Below are 19,017 nucleotides of genomic sequence, written 5' to 3'. Positions count from 1 at the left end.
TTACCTCACGATCTGGACAAAAGGGCGGGCGCCGGGGCTGCCAGCCTGGTTAGAAGTTCGATGATCTCCTCGGGTGGGAGGACGTAGGAGGCCGCGTCCAGGCGGATCGCCTCGCCGGGCATGCCGAAGACCACGGAGCTCTCCCGGTTCTGCACGATGGTGATCCCGCCGGCCTGGCGCAACAGCTTCAGTTCCTTGGCGCCGTCGCTCCCCATGCCGGTAAGGAGCACCCCGGCGCTCTGCCGGCCGCAGTAGCGGGCCAGGGAGCGGAACAGCGCGGCGACCGAGGGGCGCAGGCCGTTGTCCGGCGGCGCGAGGCTCAGCGCCACCCGGTTCCCCGGGGCCACCTCAAGGTGGTGCCCGTCCGGTGCTACCAGCACCTGGCCCGGCTCGATCGGCATGCCGTCCTGGGCCAGGGAGATGGGGAGCCGCGAGGAGTGCTTGAGCCAGGCCACGAAGTTCTCGGTGAACCCCTCGGCCATGTGCTGCACCAGGAGCACCGCGGCGTTCAGGTCCTCCGGCAGCGAGCTCAGGATGCGCTGCAAGAGCGGCGGCCCCCCGGTCGAGGCCCCGATACCGATCACCTTCACCTGGCCTGCGTTACCCGGGACCGCCGGGCGCGCCGCGGGAAGCGCGGCGAGGGCGCGGGCCTCCGGGAAACTGCGCCGGACCACCTTGATCTCGGACATGAGCTTTAGGTGGTGCACCAGCCGGGCCACCGATTCGGCGTGTTCCGGGGTCCCCGGCGCGGTCGGCTTGCCGAGCACCATGAGCGCCCCGGCCTGCATGACCCGGAACAGGGTGTCCGAGTCGCGCGGGTCCAGTTTCCCGGTCACCACCACGATGGGGGTGGGGCAGTTGGACATGATGGCGCGGGTGGCCTGAAAACCGTCCATGCCCGGGAGGTTGATGTCCATGGTGATCAGGTCGGGCCTCAGGGTGCCGGCTGCCTCGACCGCCTCCTCGCCGCTGTCGGCGGTCCCCACCACGCGCAGCTCCGGGTCCGCCTCCAGGGCTGCCACCAGGGCCTTTTGCACCGTCTTGGAATCTTCTACTACCAGTACTCTGATCATGCTGTTCGCGTTACCCGTCTTCATGCGTTCTAGGTCAATCTCTCGATAACCTCGATGAGGCTCGTCTGGTCGAAACCGCTCTTCACCACGTAGGCGTTGGCCCCCACCTCGATACCGCGTTCCCGGTCGCTGCGCGACTCGAGGCCGGTCACCAGGATCACCGGCAGGTCGGCGAAGCGGGCCTCGGAGCGCAGGGCTGCGGTCAGCTGGAAGCCGTCCAGGCGCGGCATCTCCACGTCGGAGACCACCAGGTCGAAGCTGGCGCTTCTAAGCTGCGTGAGCGCGTCGGCGCCGTCGTAGGCGGTGGCCACCTGGTAGCCGGCCGCCTCGAGGATGTTCTTCAAAAGGGTGCGCGAGGTGATGGAATCCTCGGCGACCAGGATGGAGAGCCGGCGCCCCTTCCCCGGGGGTGCCGCGGCGCGCGCGCCGCTCCCCGCGCTGTGGAGCGCCGAGCGCACCAGGTCGTTCACGTTGAGGATCGGCACCACGCTGCCGTCGCCCAGCACGGTCGCGCCGGAGACGTTGCGCACCCGGGCAAGCTGGCTCCCCAGGGGCTTCACCAGCACCTCCTGCACCCCGAGCACCTGGTCCACGGCGAAGGCGATGCGCCGCTCAGCGGCCCTGACCAGCACCACCTGCTGGTAGGGCTCCTCCCCGGCGCCGGTCTGCTCCCCGAGCTCCAGGACCCCGGAGAGGGAGACCAGGGAGCAGACCTCGCCCGTAAGGAGCACCGTGTCGCGGTTTTCCACCTGGCGGATCTCTTCGCGGGGGAGCCGGGCGGTCAGTTCCACGTTTCCCGCCGGCAGGAGTGCGCTTCTTTTCCCCACCGATACCAGGAGGGCGCGGATCAGGGCGAAGGAGAGCGGCAGGGTCATGGTGAACTCGCAGCCAAGGCCCGGCCGGGAGCTCACCGTTACGTCCCCCCCCAGCCGCTCCAGGGACTCGCGCACGATGGCGAGCCCCACGCCGCGCCCGGAGAGGGAGGTTATCAGCGGGCTCGTCGAGAAGCCCGATTCGAACACGAGCTGGAGCGCGTCCGCGTCGCTTAGCTGCCCGGCCGCCTCCGGCGTCAAAAGCTCCAGCCTGAGCGCGGTCGCCTTCACCTGGGCCGGGTCGATGCCGCGCCCGTCGTCGCGCACCGTGAGGCGCGCGTGGTTTGCATCCAGAAGGCGCAGTTCGATCGCCACGCTGCCGCGGCGCGGTTTCCCCGACTCCTCGCGGCGCAAGGGCGATTCGATGCCGTGGTCCATCACGTTGCGCACCAGGTGCAGCAGCGGCTCCTTCAGCTCGGACAGGATGCGGCGGTCGACTTCCAGCTCGGCCCCCCGGCAGACGAGTTCCGCCTCCTTGCCAAGCTCCCGCCCGAGGTCGCGCACCAGCTTTGAGAAGGGATCGCTCAGCGTGGCGAAGGGGAGCAGCTGCAGCTGTTTCATCTCGGCCAAGAGGGGGGCGATGAGCGCTGCCAGGTTGTGCTGGTTGCGCTCAGCCAGCCGCTCAAGCCCCCTCAGGCGCGCCTCGCTCTCCCGCTCGGTATCGCAGAAATCCTGTAGCAAGGAGGCGACGCGCTGTGGGGAGGGGGGCGGCCCCTGACCCCTGAGGGCGTAGCCGGCAAGCTCCTGGGCGCGCGAGCGTGCCCAGGCCCGCTCCGTTAAAAGCCGCGAGGCCTGGTTCAGCTCCTCCTGGAGCGTGGCGGCGGCAAGCTTCGTCGAGACGAGCTCCTCGGCCTGCAAAAGCAGCGATTCCAAAAGCCGGGTCGGCACCCGCACGGTCTCGCTCCCCGCAATTTCCCGGCGCTCCTGGGGCCGGGGAGCTGCGGCGGGGGGCGCGGGGGGGAGCTCCCCGGGTGCCGGCTGTGCGCAAGCCGCGGCTCCCCTGGGGGGGGCGGGGGGCGCACCATGAGGGGCCCGCTGCGGCTCGGCCGGTGCGACCTGGGTAGCCGCGGGCGGCGAGGCGCCGGGGTGCTGGAAGATGCGCGCGGCCAACAGGTCGATCTCGCGGTGCAGCCGGTCGTAGATGGCGACCTCGAGCGCCAGCTCGCCGCGCTTCACCTCGGAGAGGAGGCTCTCCAGGTCCTGGCAGATGAGGGCCACCTCGCCCAGGTTCACCGCGTGCGCCGCCCCCTTGAGGGTGTGCATGCGCCGCAACAGGCTCTCCACCAGGCGCTGCTTCTCGGGCTGCTCCGGTTCGCGTTCCAGCGAGATGAGGAGCGTGGAGGCCGAGTCGAGGTGGTCCTGCGCCTCGAGACGGAAGGTCTCCAAAAGCTCGCGCAACAGCGCTTCCTGGTCAGCCATGGCCTAAGCCTCGCCCTGAGCCGCCGGCAGGGCCGGGCGGTTATGCGCGCGCTGGCGGAACGTCATGCCAGGGTGTACCGGCTCACCAGCTGCTGCAGCTTCTGGTTCAGCTCGTAAAGGTTGCGCGCGGCGGCCTCGATCTGGCGGGACCCCTCCAGGTTCTGGCCGCTCGCCTGGTTGATGCTCTGCACCGCGATGGCGATCTGGTCCATGCCGATCGCCTGCTCCTGGGTGGAGGTGACGATCTGCAGGGTGGCGTTGGAGGACTCCTCGATGGCGGCGGCGAGCTGGCGGATCGCCTCGCCGGCGGCCCCGGACTGGCGCAACCCGTTTTCCACCGCCTTACTTCCCTGCTCGGTGGCGAGGACCGCGGCGCTGGTCGCCTTCTGGATCACCCCGAGGATGCCGCGCACCTGCGCGGTCGCCTGCTTGGACTGGGTGGCCAGGTTCTTCACCTCCTGGGCCACCACCGCGAACCCCTTGCCGTGCTCGCCGGCCTTGGCCGCCTCGATGGCGGCGTTCACCGCGAGGAGGTTCGACTGCTCGGCGAGGTCGTTCACGGTGGCGATGATCTCGGCGATGGCCTGGCTCTGCTCGGAGAGGTTCACGATGCGCTCGGCGATGAAGCCCATGCGCTCGTCGATGCCGCGCATCCCCCCGATCGCCTCCTCGACGGAGAACTGGCCGTTTTTGGCGACCTGCACCGAATTGCTCGCGCTTTCGTAGACCTGGCGCGACTTCTGCGAGGTGAGGTCGGTGGTCTGGCGCACCTCCTGGACCGTCGCGTTGGTCTCGGAGACCGAGGAGGCGGTCTCGGCGGAACTCGAGGCGAGCTCGCTCACCGTGGTCATGATCTCGCCGGCCGAGGCTGCCAAGACCCCCACCACCTCGCGGATCTCCTGGCTCAGCTCGCGCAGGTTGCGGGACATGGCGGCGAAGGAGTGCCCGAGCTGGTCCTTGTCCGAGGCGGGCTCGAGCTCGACGGTGAGGTCCCCCGCGGCGATCCGGTCGGCGCTGGCGGCGAGCCTTTTCAGGGAGAGCACCATGTTGCGCATGGCGATGCCGAAGACGTCGCGCTCGGAGTTGGGGACCACCTCGAGGTTCAGGTCGCCCAGGGCGATCCGGTTGGCGTTTTCCCCCATGCGGCGCCAGGAGGCGACCATGGTCCCCATGGAGCGCAGCAGTTGGCCGATCTCGTTGTCGCAGCTGCTGCCGATCTCCACGCTCAGGTCCCCCAGGGCCAGCCGGTCGGCGGCCTCCACCGCCTCCTTGAGCGGCCCCAGGATCGAGCGGGTGATCACGTAGGCGATGGCCGCAGCTAAAAGCGCGGCGAGGCAGATCAGGATTCCGGTGAGCGCCAGGGTGGAACGCTGGCTTGACTGCGACTGCTCCATGAAGTTCTTGGCCTTGTTCTTGGAGTACTGCAGCACCCCCTCGACCTCGCTGTCGATGTTGCTCACCAGGTGGCGGGCGAACTCCTTGTGGAAGCGGGCCGCCTCCTCGAGTTTCCCCTGGCGCACCAGGTCCACGGTACGCTCCCGGACCGGCCGCCACTGGTCCATCAGGACCTTGATGCGGTCCATCTTCGCCTTGTCGCCCAAAAAGCGCTCCTTGGCGACGGCGAGCTCGCGGTAGACGATCTGCTCGGAGTTGTCGATGTCTTTGAGGGCGATGGCCAGCTCGCTGCGGTCGCTGCCGTAGAGCACCACGTCCTTCATGCTGCGATGGATGCGGACGATCTGTTCCTGGACCTCCTGGATCGATGCGGTCACCACGAAGGGGTGCTCGAAGAACCGGGTCATCAGGTCCCCCTGCGCCATGAGGTTCCTGAGCGAGATCCCGCCCACCAGGATCAGGAACAACACCACGACCGCAAAGCCTGCGATCAGCCGAGAGCGAATTTTGAGATTGCCGAGCATGAATCCCCCAGGTGCTGGAAATAGTAACGTGTTCGCCGGACGCCCGGCGTTAACCCACCTCTTCGTGTACCACGATCCTGCGGTCGGCCAGGATCTTCCCCAGGTCGAGGACCGCCAGGCGCTCGGCGGTGACCCCGGAGAGGAACTCTTCGCGCAGCCCGGTAAAGGCAGCGGGAGCCGGCTGCAGCTCCGCGACCGGCACCGAGCCCACCCCCACGATGCTGTCGGCCAGGATCCCGACCTCCATGGCGCCGTTGCCCACCACCATCACCCGGTTCAGGTCGGCGAGCCCCACGAGGGGGAGCTCGAAGAAACGGCGCAGGTCGATGATCGAGATGATGCGCCCGCGCAGGATGGTAAGCCCCAGGACGAAGGGGGGCGTGCAGAAGAGCGGGGTGAAATCGGTCAAGGGGAGGGTCTGGATCAGGTAGCGCAGCTCCAGGGCGTAGCGCTCGCCGGAGAGCACGAACTCCAGACAGTCCAGGTACCGGCCGCTGCGGGGCTCGGGGGGCGGCACGGCCAGCTCGGCCGCACGGGCCTCGAGCACTCCCTGGACCTCCCCCGGGTCCTCCTGGCCGGAGAGCTCGCAAGCCAGGAGGCGCTGGCGCTCCAAAAGCGCCGGCCAGTCCAGGGGCTGCCCCGGTTGTTGCGGATTACCTGACGCCATCTCTTCTCCTTGCCGGTGTCATGTCGCGGATCAGCTGGGCCAGCGCGCCGGCGCTCAGCCCCTCGGTATCCGGAAGCAGTTCCTGGGGGTCGCGGCGCTCCAGTAGGCGCAGGGCGTTGGCGTAGTTGCGCTGGCTCTCGGCCGCGTCTCCGCTTACCCGGTAGAGGTTTCCCAGGGCGAAGTAGGCCAAAAGGAACTCCCCGTCGATGAAGAGCACCCTCTTAAGTGCCGCACAGGCCGCCTCGGGCTCCCCCAGGTGTTCCAGGATGATCGCCTTCAGGTAGTGGGCCGGGACGCTCAACGGGTCGGCGGCCAGGGCCTCGTCGCACAGGACCCCCGCCTCGCCGAAGCGGCTTATGTTGGCGAGCGCCCGCGCCCCGAGCATGAGGGTTTCCAGGTCGGCCGGCCCCGCGTCGCGCAGCTGCCGGACCAGATCCGCAGCCAGCTGGTAGCTCCCGGTCCGGTAGTGGCTGAGCGCCTGTTCGAACGCCGGGGGAGCGGCCGGTGCCGGGGCTCCCTTCTTCGGGGCGGGCGACGCCACCTTTGCCGGCTCCCGGTGCCGCTGGCGCGGCAGGGGGGGCGCTGCCACCCGGAGGGGGGGCGCCGCGGCCGGCGGGGGCGGTTGCGGCACCCGGGACTCCTTGCTGAGCACGAAGGCCCCTTCCAGGCGCCGGCAGGAGAAGCCCTCCATCTGGCGCTGGTCCACCTCGGTGGGGCCTACGAACAGGTAGCCCCCCTCGTTCAGGGCCCGGTGGAAACGCCCCATGGTGCGCTCGATCTGGGCCGGCCCGAAGTAGAGCATGACGTTTCTGCAGAAGATGATGTCCAGAACGTCGGTGCCGGTGACCGGTTCGGCTTCTGCCTGCGGCTGGGCAAGGTTCAGGTACTCGAAGCGCACCATGTCGCGGATGCGCGGCACGATCTGGTAGCGGCCGTCCTCCTGGCGCGTGAAGTAGTCCATGAGCCAGGCCGGGGCGTTACGAAACGACCACTTGCTGTAGTTTCCCTGCCGTGCCTTTTCCAGCGACTGCTCGTTGATGTCGGTCCCCACCAGCGAGATCTGCCAGCTACCCAGGTCAGGGATGACGCGGCTGAGCAGGATCGCCAGGGTGTAGGGTTCCTCGCCCGAGGCGCAGCCGGCGCTCCAGAGCCTCAGGGTGCGGTCGCCCTGCCGTTTCCGGGCAATCAGCTCGGGTAGCACCTCGCGCTCGAGGACCTGGTAGCTGCGCGGGTCGCGCAGGAAGTAGGTCTCGCCGATGGTGAGTGCCCGGGCCAGCGGTTTAAGCTGGCTGCGCGACGGCGGGGCGCTCATGACCCCCTTGAGAAACTCGGCCAGGTCAGCCTGGCCTGCCTCCCGGGCCAGCGGGGCGAGCTTTTGCTCCAGCTCCGCCAGCCGGTCCTCCGCGAAGTGCAGGGCCATGTGGCGGGAGATGAACCGGGCAAACTGTGCCAGTGTCTCCGGCAGCCCCGGCTGCCCCTGGTTCATGCCGGGGTCCCCTCGAGGGCCCTGGCGAGGGCCCGGGCCTCCTCGGGGAACAGGAGCGTCCCCAGGTCGTGGATCAGCACGAGCCCCTCCTCGTTGCGGGTGACCCCCTCGAGGAACTCGGTGCCGCTTACGATCCCCCCGGCCTCCTGGATCGCCTCGGGAAGCACCTGCTGCACGCTTTCGGTGCCGTCCACGGCGAGCGCCACGGTAAGCAGGCCGGCGCGCGCGATGACGAACTGATCGCTGGTGCGCAGCTTCCTGGTCGGGAGACCGAAGCGCCGGCGCAGGTCGATGAGCGGGATCACCTGCCCGTGCAGGTCGAGGACCCCGAGCACGATCTCGGGCGCCTTGGGGAGCGGAGTCACCGCCACCGCCCGGATCACCCGGTCGACCGTCTCGACACGCAGCGCATAGCGCTGTTGTTCCAATGAAAAGATGAGGAGCTGTGCTGCGTCTATGGGGAAAACCTCGCTGGTAGCTGGTCGGGGTTGCGGCGCGCTCTAATGTACAGCCCAAAGCGTCTGATATCAAGGAGATTATTCGGGGTTTAAAGGGCGGCCGGCACTTTTTCCGGGGAGGGTAGGGCGTCTTCTGAGCGCCAAGACTCCCGGATTCTGACCCTGGGCGGGTAAAATATGCAGCACCTCATTGAAACTGGTGAATTCTGGTCCTGCACCGGTTGGAGGTGGGTTTTCCGGTGCCGCACCGATAAAAAAAGGGTGCCCACACGGTTGCAATCTCAGACACTGCTTATAGTATTTGCTGTGGCAAATTAACCATGGTGAATCATTCGGGGCGCTTGCACACAGGCAGAGGAAGGGATTGATGAGTCAGTTGGACGAACTGGAAGACCGCTCCATGTACATCCTGCGCGAAGCCTACAAGAACTTCGAGAATCTCTGCATGCTCTGGTCCATGGGGAAGGACTCCACGGTCCTGCTCTGGCTGGTGCGCAAGGCGTTCTTTGGGCACTGTCCCATTCCGTTGGTGCACATCGACACCTCCTATAAGATTCCGGAGATGATCGAGTACCGCGACCGCACCGCCCGCGAGTGGGGGCTCAACCTGGTGGTGGGGCAAAACCGCGCCGCGCTTGCGGACGGGATGCACCCGACCCGGGGCACCTTTGCCTGCTGCTGTGCCCTGAAAACCGAGGCGCTGCGTCAGCTGCTCGCCGAGCACGGCTATACCGGGGTGATCGTCGGGGTCCGTTCGGACGAGGAAGGTACCCGCGCCAAGGAGCGCTACTTCTCCCCCCGGGACAGCAACAACGACTGGGACTTCAAGGACCAGCCGCCGGAGCTGTGGGACCAGTTCAAGACCCGGTTCGAGCCGGGGACCCACCTGCGCATCCACCCTCTTTTGGACTGGAGTGAGATCAACATCTGGGAGTACATCGAGCGCGAGGCGATCCCGGTGATCCCGCTCTATTTCGAGCGGGGTAACGGCCAGCGCTACCGCAGTCTCGGCTGTGCCCCCTGTACGGCACCCATCGCCTCGCGGGCCCGCAGCGTCACGGAGATCATCGCCGAACTGCGCGCCTCGCGGGTTGCCGAGCGCAGCGGCCGCGCCCAGGATGCCGAGCGCGGCATGGAGCGGCTGCACAAGGACGGCTACATGTAAAGGCCTGAGGCGAGGCAGAGGTTGAGGTTGAGCGCGGGCAGGTCGCGCCCGCTGCGGATCGGGTTTTTCAGGCCGCCGTCCTTTTTGGGCGGCCCGGCCTCTTCAATTTCCTGACGTCAAGGAGAACTACGTGAAACAGGACCGTATCGTCGGCGCCGGGCCGGAACTCGCGGTGCCGGGTGGGCGCCCCGAACCAGGCGGCGCCCACCCGGCACCGGGGAGAGGGTTCCGTTTCCCCCCGCTCCTGGCAGCACTGGGACACCGGGCCCTCGCCGGCATGAACAGCTTCGGCCGCCTGCTCCTCAAGGACGGCCGCCCCTTCGTCTCGCTGGACCCGGACCACCTGAGCGCCAAAAGCTGCGAGCTTACCGGGCTCTCCGATTTCGGGGACCCGGACTGCGCCGGCGCCTTCCGGATACTGATGCGCTCCTTCGAGGAGGACGCCCGGCTCAACCTTTTGGGGCGGATCACCGTCGCCACCGAGATGCAGAGGCTGCTCGCCAACCGGCTGCGCCTGACCCGGGACCGCAGCCAGTTTCCCGGGATCGCCCGGGAACGCATCGTCCGGCCGATGTTCATCACCGGCCTCCCCCGAAGCGGCACCACCTTCCTGCACGCGCTCCTCGCCCAGGACCCCGCCTGCCGGGCTCCCCAGGTATGGGAGGTCATGCACCCCTCGCCGCCGCCGGAAACCGCGAGCTACCAAAGCGACCCGCGCATCGCGCGCACCCGCAAGGAACTCGCCTGGATCGACGTCCTGATGCCTGACTTCGACAAGTGCCACACCATCGAGGCGAGGCTTCCCCAGGAGTGCATAGCCATAACGGACCACTCCTTCCTCAGTTACGTCTTCGAGTCGATGTACTTCGTCACCTCCTACCGCCGCTGGCACGACCGCCAGGACAAGACCCCGGCCTACCGCTGCCACCGCAATTTCCTGCAGCATCTGCAGTGGCACTGCCCCGGTTCGCATTGGGTGCTCAAGGCCCCCAGCCACCTGATGGCGCTCGACGCCCTGTTCCGGGTCTATCCCGACGCCCAAGTGGTGGTCACCCACCGCGACCCGCTCAAGGTGCTTCCATCCTGTGCAAGCTTCGCCCAGGTGCTCAGGGCCCCCTTTACCGGCCCCATCGACCTGAAACAGCTGGGTGCCGAGGTGAGCCGGCGCTGGGTGGACAGCGCGAACCTGCTTACCGAGATGCGCGCTGCGCGCGGTGACCTCGACGGCAGCTTCTGCGACGTGGCCTACCCGGAACTGGTCCGCGACCCCATGGCCGTGGTGCGGCGCATCTACCGACACTTCGCTCGCGAGCTCACCCCCGAGGCCGAGGCGGCCATGGGGCGCTTCATCGCGGAGAACCCCAAGGATAAGCACGGGGCGCACCTCTACGCCCTCGAGCAGTTCGGGCTCGACCCGCACCTGGAGCGGGAAAAGTTCCGCCGCTACTGCGAACATTTCGACGTGGCAGTCGAGGGGTGAGTCGCTGGCCGCCATCCGGAGTCCCCATGCCCGCTGAAACCTCCAAGACCGGAGCCAGTCCCATGCGACGCCTGACCCTTCTCCTGCTGGCGGTCGCCTCGTTGGTGCTCTTTCTCATGGTGCGCAACATCGACTGGGACGCCCTGGTGCGCTCCTTTTGGCAAGGGAGCCGCTATTGGCCGCTGCTGCTGATCCCCTACGGGGCGGTCACCCTGCTGTGGACCCTCTCCTGGCACCTGATCCTTTCCTGCCGCGAGGGGGCGCCCCCTTTTGGGCGCCTCTACCTGTTCAGGCTGGCCGGGGAATCGCTGAACCAGTTGACCCCCACCGCCTCGTTGGGGGGGGAGCCCTTCAAGGCGCAGCGCCTGAACGCGGCGGGGGTCTCCTGGCCCGAGGCGACCGCTTCGCTGGTGATCCACAAGGCGCTCATGGTGGTGAGCCTGGTCTTCTACATCCTGATCAGTTTCGCCCTGATCCCGCAGGTGTTGCCCGGGCTCCCGCCGCGCCTTACCCTGTTGAGCTACCTGGGGACCCTTATCCTTGCCGGTGGCGCCGGCGCCTTCCTGCTCGTGCAGCGCCGGCACCCCTGTTCCTCCCTTATCGCGTTTTTGGACCGCATCGGGCTCTGCCCCGCGCTTTTGCGGGCCCGCAGCGCCGAGTGCGCCGCGCTGGACCAGGCGCTCGATCAGTTCTACCGCCGGCAGGCCGGCCTGGGGCTCCTCGCCCTTGCCTGTTACCTGGCGGGATGGGCGCTGCACGCGGTCGAGGTCTGGGTGATCTTCTGGCTTTTGGGGCACCCGATCGGACTGCCGCTCGCCCTCTGTCTCGATGCCCTTTCCCAGCTGGTGGCCGGGCTCGGGTTCATGATCCCGATATCCCTGGGGGTCCAGGACGGCGGCAACATCCTGCTCTCCCTCGGGTTTAACCTGGGGGCCACCCTGGGGACCGGCTTCACCATCCTCAGGCGCTTCAGGGAGGCCTTTTGGCTTCTGCTCGGGCTGGTGGTCGCGGCCCGGGAAAAATGAGCCTAGCCTGCCACCCTGAGGCAGCACGACCGGCCGGATAGCGACCGGCACGCGACGAGGTTTCATGCGCTTTCTTACGCTCCCCATCGCACTGGCAACGCTGGTCCTCCTCAGCTCCTGTACCTACCAGGTTCCCAGAAAGTACCTCCCGTACCCCGTCTCCAACGATAGCTTTGCGGACCCCGCCAAGACCGTGGCGATCCCTTTGCCGGTCATCGCCGCGAGTCCCAACGAGGGGATCACCCACGGCGGCCTGGTCGCGTTCCTTTTGCACAACGCAAAGGACGAGGTCAGCACGCTCATCGTCCCCCAGATGAACTACAACCAGTACTTCGGCGTCACCAGCACGCTCTACGGCGCCTTTTACCCGACAGCCGACCAGACTATCCGGGTCAACCTCTCTCAGGCCACCACCATCAATCACGAGTACCGGCTGCGCTACCTGAACCAGAAGTTCCTCGACGACCGCTTCGAACTGAACGGGATGCTCTTCGACTTCACCGACGGCTCGGCCAGGTTCTTCGGGTTCCAGTCCACCTCCTCCCAAGAAAACGAGACCAACTACGCCTACCACGAGGCGGGATTCAGCTTGGCCGGCGGATACCGGATCACCGACAAGGTGGAGGTGATGCTCGGTGAGCGCTACAAGAAGGTACGCATCCGCCGCGGGGCGGTCCCCGCGGTCCCCTTCATCACCGAGGTTTTTCCTGCCGGCGAGATTCCGGGGATCCCCGGGTACCACGTCAACGACCAGAAGATCTCGCTGCTCTACAACACCCTGGACTCCCAGAGCCTCCCCACCGCCGGCAGGTACTTCAGGTTCTCCATCGACAACAGCGCGAAAGTGTTCGGGAGTTCGGCGACCTACCAGGCCTGCGAGGCCGAGGCGAAGATCTACTACCCCTGGCACAACGGCCGACTCATCACGGTCGCGCGCCTGGCAGGCAAACAGACGGTGGGCTCCCGCGTCCCCTTCCTGGAACAGAGTATCCTCGGCGGGGAAACCACCCTCAGGGGGTATGGCCAAAACCGCTTCATCGACAAGAGTTACCTGCTTTTGAACCTCGAGGAGCGCATCAGGCTTTTTCGCTGGAAGATCTTCAACGTTTTGGCCGATTGGGAGCTGGCACCGTTTATCGACCTGGGTGCGGTGATGTCGACCCTGGTCGAGGCACGGGTGCGCAGCTTCGCGTTCAACCCGGGGCTGGGGCTGCGTACCGTGGTGCGCCCCAACATCGTCGGGCGCATCGATGTGGGGGTTGGCAAGGAAGGGCCGGCGGTCTTCGTGGGGCTTGGCTACCCCTTCTGATCATCCGGCCTACGGGCCGGGGGAGGTGTGACATGGATCAGGCGGCAAGCGAACTGGTCGCGGCGCTCAGAAGGGCCCTGCCCGGAGGTCTCGTGTACTGGGATCCCGAGCCTCGCGAAGGGGACTGGCACGGAGCGGTCCTGACGGCACGACTGGGGGAGCGCACCCTCTCGGTGCAGTTTCAGCGCGGCCCCGGCCTCGCCTCGGGTGCTCCCGGACCAGAGGCCCTGTTCGCGGAACTGGTCGCGGAACTGGTGGCCCAGTTTGCCGACCATTTTTCGCAAAGCATCTATCATAAGGAGCGGTTCACCAGAATATTCTGAGGGGGGGAGGGGGGCAAGCGCCGCGTTTGGCGGGGGAGCACCGCACCCCTAGCTCCGGACCGGTTAATGGCGCGAGTCGCGGCAGGTATCCCGGTTGACAGGTGCAGTAAGCTTTTGACAACTTTGCCTGGGCGGCGTATCCTGTGGCGTCGCCACGGCCGGGCCCGCGCGGCACATTCCCCTCGCGTTGCCGTAGGCTTATTAAAGGAAGCATGATCTCTATCTACCGCTACCGCTCCCTCATCGTCTTCGGGTTTGCCTTCTGCAACCTCATGGTGATCGTGCTTGCCTGGCATTTTCTTCAGGAAAGCAGGGCCCAGCACGAGCAGTACGCCGAGGTGGTTTCGCAGAACCTGGGCAAGGCCATCGACGAGAGCATCTCGGCTGCGATCGACAAGGTCGACCTCTCCCTGCGGGCGTTGGTGGACGAACTCGAGGAAAAGCCGGCCTGGGACGGCCGGGACAAGGACCAGATCGAGGCGCTGCTTGCCAGTTACCAGCGCCGCCTGCCGGGCGGCGAACTGTTAGAGGTCACCGACCGCCAGTGCCGGGTCATCTATCGCAGTAGCAGCACCGGAACTCGTGGCTCCGATTGCCTGGGGCGGGACCATTTCCAGGTTTTGCGCGACCACCCGGATGCCGGCCTGCAGGTTTCCACCCCTCTCGTCGATCCCATAAGCAGGCACCAGGTCCTCGTGGTCGCCCGCCGCTTCCGCGCCCCTAATGGCGGCTTTGGCGGCATGGTCTACTCGACCATGAGGGTGGATCATTTCAATCGGCTGCTGGCCCAGTTCGACTTCGGAGCAAACGGCAGCATTACCCTGCGCAGTACCGATCTCAAGCCCCTCGCCCAGTTCCCGGCGAGCGGAACCAGGCAGGGGCAGGTGGCCGGGCCGGTACCGGCCGAGCTCCCCTCGCTGCTTCGTTCCGGGGTGCGCCGCGCGACCTACCGCACCACGGGGGGCGGCTCCGAGCGGATCGTCACCTTCCACCGGCTCCCCGTAGCCCCGCTGCTCGTGACGGTCTCCCTTGCCAGTGAGGACTACCTGGAGCAGTGGCGCAACGACATGGTTATCACGGGACTCCTGGTCGGCAGTTTCCTTTTGCTTTCGGTGGTCTCCGCCGGTGCCGCTTTTCAGTCGATGAGCCGCATCGGGCGCAAAAACGAAAAACTCTTCGAGGTCAACGAGCACCTGCACCAGGTGATCGACGAGTACCAGATCCTGGCGGAGGAGCTTAGGGAGAGCGAGCGCCGCTACAGCGCCCTTTTTGCCAACCGGCTCAACGCCATCGCCCACTGCCGGATCATCGCCAACGACCAGGGGCAGCCGGTCGACTTCACCGTGTTGAGCGTAAACCAGGCCTACGAGGAGATCATCGGCATCCGCAAGCGCGACGTGGAAGGTCGCAACATCAGCGAAATTTTCCCCGGGTTCGACAGCCTCGGCTTCGACTATATCGGGGTGTTCGGCAAAATCGCGCAGCTTGGCGGTGAAACCCAGTTCGAGGCCTTCTTCGAGCCGACCCAGCAGTACCTCTCCATCTACGCCTACAGTCCGCAGCCGGACGAGTTCACCACCATCATCACCGACGTCACCGAACGCAAGAAGGCCGACGAAGCCCTGAGGGTGAGCGAGAGCAAGTTCCGGATCATCTTCGACAACGAGGTCTACGGGATCATCATCTTCGAAATGGACACCGGGAGGATCATCGACGTCAACCGTTCCCTGGTCCGCATGTACGGCTACCGGCGCGAAGAACTCCTTTCGGGGATGCTGGCCTTCGACCTTTCGGCCGAGCGCGAGGCCTCGGAGTTGCTGGTCCAGGAGGTCGAGAAGAGCAGCAGTACCTTCGTGCCCCTGCGCTACCACCGCAAAAAGGACGGCTCGGTGTTTCCGGTGGAGATCGTCGGCGGAGCCTACCAGTGGAACGGCAGGCGGGTCATGTTCAAGCTGGTGCACGACATAAGCGAGCGGGTAAAGGCGGAGGAGGGGCTGAAAAAGTACGCCCAGCGGCTCATCGTGCAGGAGGAGGACCTGAGAAAGGAGGTTTCGCGCGAACTGCACGACGACATCGGCCAGGAACTGACGGCTCTCGGGCTGAACCTCGCCTACATCGGCAACCTGCTCGCCGACCGGACCGGTGGCGACCTGTGCAACACGCTGGAGGATTCGCGCCAGCTCACCAAGGAGATCAGCCGGACGGTGCGCAACCTGATGGTCGAGTTGCGCCCCTCGCAGCTCGAGGAGTACGGGTTGGGCGGTGCGATCCGTTCCTATGCCGACCAGTACCGCCAGCGTACCGGCCTGGAGGTGCTGGTGGATATCGATGAGAACTTCCCCCGGCTCACCCCCAAGCAGGAGATCGCCCTGTTCCGGATCACCCAGGAGGCGCTCAACAACGTGGCGAAGTACGCCCTGGCGACCCTGGTGACGATCACCCTCTCGCAGGAGGGTGATCTGTTGCAGTTGTGCATTACCGATGACGGCCAGGGGTTCACCCCCTCCGACGAAAGCCTGCAGCTCACCGGTTCGGGGTGGGGGCTTACCATCATGAGGGAGCGGGCCGAACTGGCGGGGGGGACCTTCCGGCTCAGTTCGGAGTCCGGGATGGGAACCACGGTGTTGATCGAGATCAGGGAGTAACCGGTATGAATGTCCGCATACTCGTCGTCGACGACCACGCCATGATCCGGAAGGTACTCCGTCGCCACCTGGAAGAGCAGGAGGGTTTCCAGGTGGTGGGGGAGGCCGGGAACGGTGTCGAGGGGGTAGAGCAGGTCCGCCTGCTGCAACCGGACCTGGTGCTCATGGACGTTTCCACGCCGAAAATGGATGGAATCGAAGCGACGCGGCGCATTCGCTACGAGTTTCCCCAGGTCAAGGTACTGATCCTTTCGGTGTACAATACCAGCGATCACTTGCAGCGGGCGGTGTGTGCCGGCGCCGGAGGGTACGTGCTCAAGGAGCTGGCCGCCGAGGAGGTCGGGATAGCCATCCGCACCATCATGGGCGGTTGCCAGTTCTTCGGTGCCGAGTTGGTGGATCATCTCCAGAATGCCGAGGGGTGAGGCGCGGCGTCGAGGTTTGCGCTTTGGGGGGAGGCCCACTCAGTGCCGTGATGGGGTATCGAGAAAAGGGGGACAGCACGATGCTGTCCCTCTTTTTCTGTTGCCAAGAAAAGAGGCGGCATCCGGCGGTCCTCGGTGCTGTCTCAGAACCTGCAGGGATAAGAGAAGGGTTTCTGTCGCTGGGGGCGACTGGGAGAATAGGGAGATCGGGGGAAGGATACTGCGAGTAGAAAAAGAAAAAGGGGTTGCGGCCTAAACCGTAACCCCTTAGTTCTTTATGGTGCCGAAGACTGGAATCGAACCAGCACACCCTTTCGAGTACTAGAACCTGAATCTAGCGCGTCTACCAATTCCGCCACTCCGGCCAATCAAGTTCCCTATGTATATCATCGAACTTTGAGACTGGCAAGAAAAAAATGCATCAACAGTTATTTTTTTCAGGTGCAGCTTTCGGAGTTCACAGTCGGACACTCATCAAAGGGAAGAGGGTAGGGCGCGCACAAGGAAACATCTTACGGCAGGTCAACTGATTATCGCTCTCTCGCTCTTCTAGTACAGGGGGAGCCGTGGTGAGCATATACCTGAAGACTATGAGGGGGGCGCGGAAACCTGGTGGGCACAATGTCGGCATCGACTCACTCAGCCAACTCAGATAACCCGGAGGGGGGGCTTCGGAAGGTCCAGCATCGGGCACGAAAAAAGGGGGCCTGGGCCCCCTTGGAAGACAGCGTTCCGGCAGGTTACTCCCTGACGAAGGTATCCATGTCCGACTCGTCGACCATGGCCATGATGCGGGCGTACTCGGATTCGATGGTCAGGAAGTGGTTGTGAGTTTCCTTGGCGTTCAATTCGAACACCTCGCGCACCGAGGGATCGCTGATGCGGGCGGCGGTTTCGCGCAGCGCCTTCTCCAGGTTGGTTTCCTTCTCCATGGCAACTTCCAGTGCTTTCTGCTCGCTGAAGTCCGGGCCGATCACCTTCTGGATGGACGTGATCCACACCGACTCATTCTGGGGAGGGGCGGACATGAATTCGTCGAAAGAGCCGAGGTCGTTGCCGTTGTATGCCTTGTAGAAGTGCATCGCATGCTCTCTCTCTTCGCGGGCGAGCTGTTCGAACATGCGCTTGGCTTCCTGGTCTTTCATCTGCTTGGCGCCCAGCTCATAGAAGTTCATCGCGTTCTTTTCAGTCTGGATGGCCTGCTTGATAGCTTCCTGCACGTCGCTCATTACTCCTCCTTTTTACGGTTAACATTGAAAGCGTTGTATACAATATATGCGGCATGGCCCATTGTCAACACGCGATTGGCGCAGGTGGCGCTGCGTAAGAAAATGATGGTTGCCCCCTTGCAAGCGCCCGGCGATCGAGTATAAATAAATTCTAATTCCGGTGCACAAAAAATTCGAAGGAGGTACCTATGCAAACGCAGGCTCAACTACCCATCCTGCTCAACATCAATCTCCTGATGTCGCTCAGTCCGGCGAAGGCATTGACGGTGAAGGACGATGTCATCCTCGCGCTTACCAACCACCCCTTCTTCAAGGAGATCTCTCTGGATGCCTTGGCGCAGGCTGGCGCGAATCTTCAGGAAACCCTGAAGCATACTTCAGCGGGAAACCATGCCCTGATCCCGCTGCGCGACCAACATCATGCAGCTGTCCTAAAAGAGCTCGCCAGGATCGCCTTTCGGGTTCAGCTGCAGGCTATGGACGAGGAAGCCCAGCTGCGGACCGCCGGACTGCCCGTCATCGAGCGACGTACCAGGGTCGCGAAGGCAGAGCGCGCTCCTGTCAAGCAGCTCCAAAGGCTTGAGGTGATAAACCTCGATGGTCCTGGCGAGGTCATGATCAACGCCGACAGCCAGGATGCCGCCTTCGGGTATCAGTTCCAGTACGCCAAGGTGGAGCCGGGTGTCGAACCAAACTGGATCGATGACGCCTCAGGGTTTCATCGTGGCTGCAAGAAGATCTTGATCGCAGATCTCGACCCCCTCAACCGCTACTCCTTCAGAGGGAGGGCCATGGGAGACGACGGTCCCGGTCCCTGGTCGGCAATCGTCACCGTTCCGGTAACCTAAAAAGCAAATCTCGTGGCCCCACGGCAACGTGGGGCCACGCACTCCCTTGAGAACCCATTCGCCACGCCCGGTTAACCTGCGCTGTAACCCCGCCAATAGAACACGTTCTTTCCAGTCCGCAACTAACCTTCCGCTGAAACCAACATGATCGGGCTGATAGCGACTTCCATCTCGATAGTGGCGAGCACCCCCCACGTTATTAGCGACCACCCCTCCGCTAATAGCGACCACCCCCTCGTTATTAGCGACCACCCCTTCGCTAATAGCGACCACCCCTTCGCTAATAGCGACCACCCCTTCGCTAATAGCGACCACCCCTTCGCTAATAGCGACCACCCCTTCGCTAATAGCGACCACCCCTTCGTTAATAGCGACCACCCCCTCCCTAATAACGACCACCCCCTCGCTAATAACGACCACCCCCTCGCTAATAACGACCACCCCTCCGCTAATAACGACCACCCCTTCGCTAATAGCGACCACCCCTTCGTTAATAGCGACCACCCCCTCGCTATTAGCGACCACCCCTTCGTTAATAGCGACCATGGAATTGCCCCGATTTCGTGGACAGTCGGTTAAGCGGCTAGGTTGAGTTGATCGACCTCGAACGGGGTCCGATACCCCAGCGAGGAATGAATCCGTTTGCGGTTGTAGAACCGCTCGATGTAGTCAAA

At 64.9% G+C, this 19,017-nt stretch carries 16 protein-coding genes and 1 tRNA gene; 8 read left to right on the top strand and 9 right to left on the bottom strand.

Annotation, left to right across the window (positions count from 1 at the left end; genetic code table 11):
- Positions 1-5 precede the first annotated feature (5 nt).
- From cheB to GMST_RS19060, 6 genes are all read right to left on the bottom strand, one after another.
- A complete protein-coding gene (gene cheB, locus GMST_RS19085) occupies positions 6-1,073 on the bottom strand; it encodes a chemotaxis-specific protein-glutamate methyltransferase CheB (protein ID WP_183356300.1) in 1,068 nt (355 codons plus the stop codon).
- Positions 1,074-1,102: 29 nt separating this feature from the next.
- Positions 1,103-3,364: a hybrid sensor histidine kinase/response regulator gene (locus GMST_RS19080; RefSeq protein WP_183356299.1), complete on the bottom strand. Its 2,262-nt coding sequence runs from the start codon at positions 3,362-3,364 to the stop codon at positions 1,103-1,105.
- Positions 3,365-3,426: 62 nt separating this feature from the next.
- Complete coding sequence (locus GMST_RS19075; protein WP_183356298.1) at positions 3,427-5,283, bottom strand: methyl-accepting chemotaxis protein; 1,857 nt, start codon at positions 5,281-5,283, stop codon at positions 3,427-3,429.
- A gap of 49 nt (positions 5,284-5,332) precedes the next feature.
- Entirely contained in the window at positions 5,333-5,950 is a 618-nt protein-coding gene (locus GMST_RS19070; protein ID WP_183356297.1) for a chemotaxis protein CheW, read from the bottom strand.
- On the bottom strand, positions 5,937-7,436 hold the full coding sequence (locus tag GMST_RS19065) for a CheR family methyltransferase (RefSeq protein ID WP_183356296.1): 1,500 nt from the start codon (positions 7,434-7,436) through the stop codon (positions 5,937-5,939). Before GMST_RS19065 ends, GMST_RS19070 begins: the two co-directional genes overlap by 14 nt.
- Positions 7,433-7,894 (bottom strand): chemotaxis protein CheW, encoded by a 462-nt coding sequence (locus GMST_RS19060; protein WP_183356357.1) that lies wholly within the window; start codon positions 7,892-7,894, stop codon positions 7,433-7,435. Before GMST_RS19060 ends, GMST_RS19065 begins: the two co-directional genes overlap by 4 nt.
- A 367-nt stretch (positions 7,895-8,261) precedes the next feature.
- Between GMST_RS19060 and cysD the strand changes: the two genes are divergently transcribed.
- The 7 genes from cysD to GMST_RS19025 all read left to right on the top strand — a co-directional run bounded on the left by cysD (position 8,262) and on the right by GMST_RS19025 (position 16,266).
- Positions 8,262-9,059, top strand: coding sequence for a sulfate adenylyltransferase subunit CysD (cysD, locus tag GMST_RS19055; protein WP_183356295.1), 798 nt, complete (start codon positions 8,262-8,264; stop codon positions 9,057-9,059).
- A 130-nt stretch (positions 9,060-9,189) separates the two neighbouring features.
- Positions 9,190-10,539, top strand: a complete 1,350-nt coding sequence (locus GMST_RS19050) for a sulfotransferase family protein (RefSeq protein ID WP_246399886.1) — start codon at positions 9,190-9,192, stop codon at positions 10,537-10,539.
- A gap of 62 nt (positions 10,540-10,601) precedes the next feature.
- The gene (locus GMST_RS19045) at positions 10,602-11,564 is read left to right on the top strand and encodes a lysylphosphatidylglycerol synthase domain-containing protein (protein WP_183356294.1); all 963 of its coding nucleotides are present in this window, start codon (positions 10,602-10,604) and stop codon (positions 11,562-11,564) included.
- 64 nt (positions 11,565-11,628) lie between these two features.
- Positions 11,629-12,873, top strand: a complete 1,245-nt coding sequence (locus GMST_RS19040; RefSeq protein ID WP_183356293.1) for a BamA/TamA family outer membrane protein — start codon at positions 11,629-11,631, stop codon at positions 12,871-12,873.
- Positions 12,874-12,905: 32 nt separating this feature from the next.
- Positions 12,906-13,196 carry a hypothetical protein gene (locus GMST_RS19035; protein WP_183356292.1) on the top strand — a complete coding sequence of 97 codons (291 nt, stop codon included), beginning with the start codon at positions 12,906-12,908 and terminating at the stop codon, positions 13,194-13,196.
- Between the two features lie 212 nt (positions 13,197-13,408).
- Complete coding sequence (locus GMST_RS19030) at positions 13,409-15,841, top strand: PAS domain S-box protein (protein ID WP_183356291.1); 2,433 nt, start codon at positions 13,409-13,411, stop codon at positions 15,839-15,841.
- A 5-nt stretch (positions 15,842-15,846) separates the two neighbouring features.
- Entirely contained in the window at positions 15,847-16,266 is a 420-nt protein-coding gene (locus tag GMST_RS19025) for a response regulator (protein WP_183356290.1), read from the top strand.
- A gap of 278 nt (positions 16,267-16,544) precedes the next feature.
- On the opposite strand, the gene GMST_RS19020 is transcribed toward GMST_RS19025, so the two are convergent.
- Both GMST_RS19020 and GMST_RS19015 read right to left on the bottom strand, forming a co-directional pair.
- A tRNA-Leu gene (locus tag GMST_RS19020) sits at positions 16,545-16,631 on the bottom strand.
- A 375-nt stretch (positions 16,632-17,006) separates the two neighbouring features.
- Positions 17,007-17,495, bottom strand: coding sequence for a ferritin-like domain-containing protein (locus GMST_RS19015; RefSeq protein WP_183356289.1), 489 nt, complete (start codon positions 17,493-17,495; stop codon positions 17,007-17,009).
- Positions 17,496-17,683: 188 nt separating this feature from the next.
- Between GMST_RS19015 and GMST_RS19010 the strand changes: the two genes are divergently transcribed.
- On the top strand, positions 17,684-18,343 hold the full coding sequence (locus GMST_RS19010; RefSeq protein ID WP_183356288.1) for a hypothetical protein: 660 nt from the start codon (positions 17,684-17,686) through the stop codon (positions 18,341-18,343).
- Between the two features lie 575 nt (positions 18,344-18,918).
- Here GMST_RS19010 and GMST_RS22675 read toward each other — a convergent pair.
- Positions 18,919-19,017 (bottom strand): IS3 family transposase (locus GMST_RS22675; RefSeq protein ID WP_371873112.1); only part of this gene is annotated, 99 nt, incomplete at its 5' end.

The sequence above is a fragment of the Geomonas silvestris genome, from assembly GCF_014193515.1.
Lineage (GTDB): Bacteria > Desulfobacterota > Desulfuromonadia > Geobacterales > Geobacteraceae > Geomonas > Geomonas silvestris.
This window is presented reverse-complemented; position numbering and strand designations above follow the sequence as displayed.